The sequence below is a fragment of the Roseitalea sp. genome, from assembly GCF_984466335.1.
This window is the reverse complement of record NZ_CFIFWG010000134.1, coordinates 1-7,992: the sequence shown is the minus strand read 5'-3', so window position 1 is coordinate 7,992 and position 7,992 is coordinate 1. Positions and strand designations below refer to the sequence as shown.

At 64.5% G+C, this 7,992-nt stretch carries 6 protein-coding genes; 1 reads left to right on the top strand and 5 read right to left on the bottom strand.

Going from position 1 to position 7,992, the window contains the following annotated elements; translation table 11 throughout:
• The 3 genes from AC5E6L_RS11825 to AC5E6L_RS11815 all read right to left on the bottom strand — a co-directional run.
• The coding region (locus tag AC5E6L_RS11825; protein ID WP_491773506.1) for an amino acid ABC transporter permease at window positions 1-1,306 on the bottom strand (1,306 nt) is incomplete at its 3' end.
• A 2-nt stretch (window positions 1,307-1,308) separates the two neighbouring features.
• Entirely contained in the window at window positions 1,309-2,529 is a 1,221-nt protein-coding gene (locus AC5E6L_RS11820; protein WP_491229962.1) for an amino acid ABC transporter permease, read from the bottom strand.
• Window positions 2,530-2,702: 173 nt separating this feature from the next.
• On the bottom strand, window positions 2,703-3,722 hold the full coding sequence (locus AC5E6L_RS11815) for an amino acid ABC transporter substrate-binding protein (RefSeq protein ID WP_491229963.1): 1,020 nt from the start codon (window positions 3,720-3,722) through the stop codon (window positions 2,703-2,705).
• 522 nt (window positions 3,723-4,244) lie between these two features.
• Here AC5E6L_RS11815 and metC point away from each other — a divergent pair.
• Window positions 4,245-5,474, top strand: coding sequence for a cystathionine beta-lyase (metC, locus tag AC5E6L_RS11810; RefSeq protein ID WP_491773503.1), 1,230 nt, complete (start codon window positions 4,245-4,247; stop codon window positions 5,472-5,474).
• Between the two features lie 11 nt (window positions 5,475-5,485).
• On the opposite strand, the gene AC5E6L_RS11805 is transcribed toward metC, so the two are convergent.
• Entirely contained in the window at window positions 5,486-6,583 is a 1,098-nt protein-coding gene (locus AC5E6L_RS11805) for a SagB family peptide dehydrogenase (RefSeq protein ID WP_491773501.1), read from the bottom strand.
• 557 nt (window positions 6,584-7,140) lie between these two features.
• Entirely contained in the window at window positions 7,141-7,905 is a 765-nt protein-coding gene (locus AC5E6L_RS11800; RefSeq protein WP_491773499.1) for a helix-turn-helix domain-containing protein, read from the bottom strand.
• Window positions 7,906-7,992: the final 87 nt, after the last annotated feature.

Genomic DNA, 7,992 nt, shown 5'->3' with positions numbered 1-7,992 from the left:
ACATGGAGTAGCGCGACATGCCGAAACAGAAGATGAAATAGACGATGGATGCAAAGACCAGCCCCGTCAGGCTTTGGACGGGAGTGGCCCAGGTCGCGTCGCTGGTGGACGAGCGGATGATGCCCAGGAAATCGAACAGGCCGATGATCAGCACCAGCGTGGTGTCCTTGAACAGGCCGATGAAGGTGTTCACGATCCCCGGAATGACCAGCTTGAGCGCCTGTGGCAGGATGATCATGCGCATCATCTGGCCCCAGTTGAGGCCGAGCGCCATCGCCCCCTCATACTGGCCCTTGGGCAGGGCCTGAAGGCCGCCGCGCACCACCTCGGCCATATAGGCCGAGGCGAACAGGGCAACGCCGACCAGCGCGCGCAGGAGCTTGTCGAAGGTGACGCCCTCGGGCAGGAACAGCGGCAGCATCACCGAGGACATGAACAGGACGGTGATCAGAGGCACGCCGCGCCAGAACTCGATGAAGACGACGCAGAAGAAGCGCACGACCGGCATGTCGGAGCGGCGGCCGAGCGCCAGCGCGATGCCGATCGGCAGGGACGCGGCGATGCCCGTCACCGCGATCACCATGGTGACCAGAAGCCCACCCCACACATCGGTGTCCACCCGCTCCAGCCCGAAATCGAAGCCGAGCAGCGCCACGATGACAAACAGGCCGCCGCACAGCACCGCAGCCGCCTTCAATCCCGGCATGGGGTCGGACTGCGATCCCCTGGCGAAGCCGTAGGCCGCCGCCAGCGCCAAGAAGGTGGCGATGACCAGCGGCAGGTACAGATCGCGGACCTGGAAATGCCCGCCGGTCAGAAGGATCAGCGTGGCGACCGGGAAAACGACCACCATGAAGACGATGTTCTCGCGCTTGTAGGGGATCGATGTCATCAAAAGCGGGATAAGCCCCCCGAAGAACAAAAGCCAGGCGACGTTGACCCGCCACTGCTCGGCATCCGGATAGCGACCGTAGATGAACTGGTTCATGTAGGCGCCGACATAGGCCCAGCAGGCGCCGAACCAGCCATCGGGCTGAACGCCGCCCTGCGCCTGGGTCGCGCAGGCGGTTCGGTCGGTGCCCGACCAGGCCGCATCGAAAAACATGAAGTTGGCGATCGGCGGAACGATCAGATACAGAATGTAAAGGCAGATCAGCGTCAGGATGGTCTGGCCGGCATTGGGAAACAGGTTCTCGCGCACCCAGCCGATCGGGCCGCGGCTCACGGTCGGCGCGGCCTGTTCGGGCAGCATCTGCCGGCGCACATACTGGACCTGAAGGCCGGAACCCTGCGGGTCTTGGCTCATCGTCATCTCTCCACCAGCGCCACGCGCGCATTGTACCAGTTCATGAACGCCGACGTGAGCAGCGAGAAGGTCAGATAGGTCAGCATGGTGATCGAGATGATCTCCACCGCCTGGCCGGTCTGGTTGAGCGCCGTTCCGGCGAACACCGAGGTCAGCTCCGGATAGGCGATGGCCACGGCCAGCGACGAGTTCTTGGTCAGGTTCAGATACTGGCTGGTCAGCGGCGGGATGATGATCCTGAGCGCCTGCGGGATCACCACGAGCCGCAGGTTCTGGCCCTGCCTGAGGCCCAGCGCGTGGGATGCCTCGGTCTGCCCTCCGCTGACGCCGAGGATCCCCGCGCGCACGATCTCGGCGATGAAGGCCGCCGTATAGGTCGAAAGGGCAACCAGCAGCGCAATGAACTCGGGGATGACCGTCATGCCGCCCGACGGCCTGAACCCGCCCATGACGGGCATGTCGAACGTCAGCGGCGCGCCGAGCGCCGCGAACGTGACGAGCGGCAGGCCGAAGACGGCGCCAAGGCCGACCCACAAGGCGGGAAAGCGCTGGCCGGTCGCCATCTGGCGCCGATGCGCCCAGCGCGACACGCCCCAGGCGATGGCGATACCGGCGATCAGTGCGTACACGATGAGCATCGCGCCATCGCCCCAGACGGGCTTGGGCGCGAAATAGCCTCGGATGTTAAGAAGGCCAAGGGGGCCGAAATCGAGGCTCTCGCGCGGCTGCGGCAAAAGGCGCAGGACGCCGAAATACCAGATGAAGATCTGAAGCAGGAGCGGCACGTTGCGGGCAAACTCGACATAGGAGGTGGCAAGCCGGCTGACGATCCAGTTGCCGGAGAGCCGCGCAATGCCCAGGAAGAACCCCATGATCGTCGCCAGCACGATACCGACAATGGCGACTATGAGCGTGTTGAGCACGCCGACCAGATAGACCCTGGCGTAGGACGATGAGCCCTGGTCGTATGCGATCAGCGACTGGGCGACCGAAAAGCCCGCCGTCTCGTCCATGAAGCCGAAACCCGAGGCGACCCCGGCCGCTCGCAGGTTGGCGTTCATGTTCACCCAGCCCGAGTAAAGGGTATAGCCGACCGCCACGCCCAAAAGGATCTGGAAAAGCCAACTGCGGACCTTGGGGTTGTTCAGGAGCGCGACCTTGGGCGGCGCGTCCTCCCGTCCGGCCGGGGGCGGCCCTCCGGGCGCGATATCGGTGACAGCCATTCAACCTCCTGGCCCTTGTTCTTCCTGGTCGCGGCAGGCTTGCCGGTCGCGGCGGGAGCGGCCGAGGCCACCTGCGACGCGCGGCCCGCGCCATGCGTCACGCGCGTCTGGCGCGGCGCCGCAAATGAATGGGCCCGGACGGTCTTCCGGCCGGGCCCAGACGGGTCGAGCGCCTAGCGGATCGGCGGCGCGTACTGAAGACCGCCTTTCGACCAAAGCGCGTTCACGCCGCGCGAGATCGCCAGCGGCGTGTCCGGGCCGACATTGCGGTCGAAGATCTCGCCGTAATTGCCGACGGCCGCGATGACTTGGGCGGCCCAGTCATTTTCGAGGCCGATATCGGAGCCGAACTCGCCCTCGACGCCCAGAAGGCGACGGACGGAGGGGTTGTCGCTGCCCTTCATCTCCTCGACATTGGCCATCGTCACGCCGAGTTCCTCGGCGTTCAGCGTGGCGAAGTGCACCCACTTGACGATGTTGAACCACTGATCGTCACCCTGCCGGACGACGGGCCCCAGCGGCTCCTTGGAGATGATTTCGGGCAGCACCTTGTGCGCGCCCGGATCGGTCAGCTTGAGGCGTTGCGCGTAAAGGCCCGACTGGTCGGTGGTGTAGACGTCGCAGCGGCCCGCGTCATAGGCGGCGACGACCTCGTCGGACTTCTCGAAGGCGACCAACTCATATTCCATATTGTTGGCGCGGAAGTAGTCGGCGACGTTCAGTTCGGTCGTCGTGCCGGTGTTGGTGCAGATCGAAGCGCCCGACAGTTCGAGAGCCGAGTTGATGTTCATCTCCGTCCGAATCATGAACCCCTGGCCGTCGAAATAGTTGATGCCCGCGAAGTTCAGGCCCAGTTGCGTGTCGCGGCTCATCGTCCAGGTCGTGTTGCGCGACAGAACGTCGATTTCGCCCGACTGCAACGCCGTGAAGCGCTCCTTGGCCGACAGCGGGGTGAATTTCACCGCGGTCGCATCGCCGAAGATCGCCGCCGCGACGCCCCGGCACAGATCGACGTCCATGCCGCTCCACTCGCCGTCGGCATCGGGGTTCGAAAAGCCCGGCAGCCCCTGGCTCACGCCGCACTGTACGAAACCCTTGGCCTTGACGTCATCCAGCGTGGCTGCGGATGCGGCCGACACGCCAAGCGTGGCGACGGCGGCTCCCAGCACACCCATGAGTACAGTCTTTGTCATGAAGTTTTCCTCTTGGTTGCATAAGTACAGTTGGGCATGAGCGCCGGCTTACCGCCTACTCCCAAGTAAGCCGGAGCGCGAACGGCGTCTACCTTCCCGTTTGAAAGACAAAGACAAAATCATGAAACGGTCAAGCGCAATCTCACCCTTTTGCCGCAATCGGATCACGTTCCAAAGCGTTTTGGGTCGGCGTACCGCATCCTGCCCGGCCGAATGGCCAGAATGCGACACCCGATGGGCGGCCCGCCGCGCCAACAGGACCGCCCGATGATGTTGAGCGCACAGCCATTTGATGTCCGTCCGGCGACGCACGCGCCCGATGGCGGGGCCCGGATACGGGAAGGCGAGACCGGGCCTGCGTCAAAAAGCATCAATCCGGCGGCAATCCGGCAGCTTGTCCGAAACCGCCGGCGCGCTCGCATCGTCCGGCCGCCATGAACGGCTCGCCTCCATACCGGTTGACGCGGCGACGCCGACCGCCTACCGGCTCACACCGGCGCGCGATCAGGGAGCATGAGCGGCATGGCGGACGGACACGACCCCAAACCCCTTGGACCGAACACGCAACTGGCCCATTCGGGAAACAATCCGCGCGATTATTTCGGGTGGGTCAATCCGCCCGTCGTGCACGGCTCGACGGTGCTGTTCCCCGACGCGGCGACGATGAAGGCAAGCCGGGAGCGCCCGGCCGCGGCAAACGGCCGGAGCCGCATCCAACCCTACACCTATGCCACCCACGGCACGCCGACGACGGACGCGCTGTGCGCGGCGGTGGACGCGCTGGAGGGCAGTGCCGGCACGATCCTCGTCCCGTCGGGCCTTGCGGCGGTCACCGTGCCGCTGCTGGCGTTCCTGTCGGCCGGCGACCATGTGCTGATCGTCGACACGGTCTATCATCCGACACGGCGCTTCGCCGACACGATGCTGGCGCGCCTTGGCGTGGAGGTGGACTATTACGCGCCCGAGCGCGGCGCCGACATCGCCGACCTGTTCCGCCCCAACACCAGGGTGCTTTTCATCGAGGCGCCCGGCTCGAACACGTTCGAGATGCAGGACGTGCCCGCGCTCGCGGCGGCGGCGCGCGCGCGCGGCGTCGTGACCATGATCGACAACACCTGGGCGACGCCCCTCTTCTTCAGGCCGCTCGACCATGGCGTCGACATCTCGATCCATGCGGCGACCAAATATCCCGGCGGCCATGCCGATGTCGTCATGGGCACTGTCAGCGCCAACGCGGCGAGCTGGCCGCGGCTCTGGGACACGCAGGTCGCGCTCGGCACGTGCGGCAATTCCGATGACGCCTACCTGGTCCTGCGCGGACTGAGGACCATGGGCATCCGCCTCGAACGCCACGCCAAGACCACGCTCGCCCTCGCCCGCTGGCTGGAGGAGGCCTCGCAGCGGCCCGGCTCCATCGTGGCGCAGGTGCTGTACCCGGCGCTTGAGAGCTTTGCCGGCCATGCCATCTGGAAACGCGATTTCGGCGGCGCGAGCGGCATCTTCTCGCTCGTGCTCAAGGACGCCGGCGAAGCGCAGGTCCACGCCTTCATGGACGCGCTGGAGCTGTTCGGGCTGGGCTATTCCTGGGGCGGCTATGAAAGCCTTGTCACCCATGTTCAACTGAAGGACCGCACCGTCTCGGCCCGCGACTATGGCGGCCAGGTCGTCCGGCTTCAGATCGGGCTGGAGGACGAGGCAGACCTCAAGGCCGATATCGCACGGGCGCTCGAAGCGGCCAAGGCGTCCGGCTGAGCCGGGGCCCTTCAGCGCGGGAACGATTCGGAGGTGGCCGCCCCGTCCGCCTCCGGCTGCCGATCCGGATCGGGCACGCCAAGGCCGAGCGCGTAGACCGGCGCATCCAGCAAGGGATCATCGAGCCGGCAAAGATCGGCGATCGCGCGATGGGCCAGCGCGGCGGTCGGGCATGCCGTCAGCCCGTGTCCCGTCGCGGCCAGCATGATGTTCTGGCCGATATGGCCGGCCTCGATCAGCACCACGCGATAGGCGTTCGGATCGGAATATTTCCACATGGTCCGACCCAGGCACGCGCACAGGAAAACCACGCACGCCATGTCGTCCATCCAGTGCTGATCGCCCAGCAGCGTGCCGGCGCGGGTCGTCTCGTCCGAACAGATGGGCAGAAGCGACCGGTCTGCCGCCCCGTAATGGTAAAGACCCGGCGCGATGTCCTCGACGCGGCGCACCAGAACGAACGCCTCATAGGGATTGCGCGCGCCGCCCGACGGCGTCATGGTCAGCGGCAGGGCGCCGGCCTTGTTGCTTGTGTAGCCGACCACGCCGACCCCGGCATAAAGGCAGTCGGCCAGCGCGGCAGCGGAGATCGGCGCGCGGCGCACCGCGCGCTGCGTGCGGCGGCGGGCCATCAGGGCGAGCGGGCCGTCATCGTCGACCGTCGGCGGCAGCGCGACCGCTTCCGAAAGGCGGTCATGGCGCCGCACCAGTTCGGGTTGCGGAACCGTCCGGGCCTTTTCGATCTGTATCTGTTCCAGCCGCTCGACCGGGATCGGCGGGTTGTCCTGCACCGAAAAATGCAAGAGCGCGGCCGGAAGCGCCCATTCCCAGCCTTTCTCGTAGGCGTCCTCGCGGCGCGCCTCGGGGGACGCCTGGCGCAGCAGCACGCCGCACGCGACCAACTGGTCGATCAGCGTTTCGGTGGGCTCGGCGCCGTCGGGATCGAGCACGTCGGCAACGGCGCCGGCGGGCGACCAGTCGTCGAGCCGGCCCAGCACTGCGAGCAGTTCGGGCGCACATTGGAACGTCGTCTTCTGAAGATAGTTGCAGCCGACAAGCGCACCCTGGTCCGTGGTGAACGCCAGCGTTCGCGCGGCGCGATAGCCCATGACCAAATCTCCCGGCCCCTCCCCTTGCCGAACGCGGCCGCCCCAAGACGCGGCGACCGCGCGGCGGCGTCAGCGCTTGTCGTAAAGGTTCGAAGGCTTGACGAAGGGCGAGGTCTTCTTGGGGGTGATAAGCGGCTGTTTGATCATGGTCTGCGCTCCTTGTTGGATCCGCCAGCGAGTCGTGGCGTGAAAAGGCTTTGTTGAAATGATTTAAAATTTCTTAACTTACAAAGTAATTAATAATTAACATCTGTAAATTACCAGGCTTACGCTAGTAGAGAAATTTTTTCTTTACATAAACGCGAATGAATGATACCCATAAAAGTGGCCTGGCGGGTGAGGGCTTCTTGAAAGATATATCTTTACCGGTGTATTAATATAATCTGTTTTCGTATGAGATAATTTTTATTTATCAATAAAATTATATTCATTTTCCCGCGCCTAATATTGTAAGCGCAAGATTTTCGAATGCGCAGACCGTCCGCCAAGGCCCGGCCCCGCGAATCCGCACCGGATGTCACCGGCGATTTGGAGACATTGTTCCATGCGCGACGTGTCTATGCGCGATCCGAGCGGATCTGGCCCATCATATGGTTCAACTCCCGCCGCACGATCGCCGGCACGCTGCGGTCTTCGATTGACAGGGTTCGCGCCCGGCTCAGCGCATCGCGCAGGCTCCGGGACGGGCAAACCGTCATGATCGCCGCCGAAACGGCGTCTCCGCTCAGATCCATGACCATCGAGCGCCCGCGATAGAGCGGTGCCGAGGTCGCGACCTTCTGTAGGGCAATCAGCGTCGGCTCATAGGTCGGCAGACGGTTGATCCCGCAAAGATAGATGATGCCGGCCGTCTGGACCGCGAGACCCTCGTGGTCGCCGCGGAAGAATCGCCAGTCGGCCCGCTCGCGCGGGTAAAAGCTCGTCAGGCGTCGAAACTCGACATGGTCGTCCACGTGACTGACGAGAACCAGCGCGCGCAGGACCTGTCCCGGATGACCAAGATAGGAGAAGTAAAGGTCAAATCGTCCTTCGGGCAGGTCGGCTCGATGCGTTCTGTCCAGCGCCGCCTTGATGGCCTGCGCGTAACGATACGTCGTGGACGAACCGTTCTGGCGGAAGCCGGGGTCGACGAGGTCGGTCTCCTCGACGCCGAAGAAGCGCGCCATCCGGGCCAGCGTTCGCTCGGTCGGCAGGCTCTCGGCCTGAAGGTGCTTGCGCAATTGCTGCCGGGTGATGCCCAGATCGCGCGCGACCTGCGAATAATTGCCGATGTCCATGCACAGCGTGTTGAGATTGCGGGCGAAAACCTCCCGTACCTTCATGTCCGTCACCCCATTGTTATTGCAGTGACAATAGGCCCGACAATCGATGTCTGTGAAGACCGCTTATGAAGATGGCCGCAACAAGGG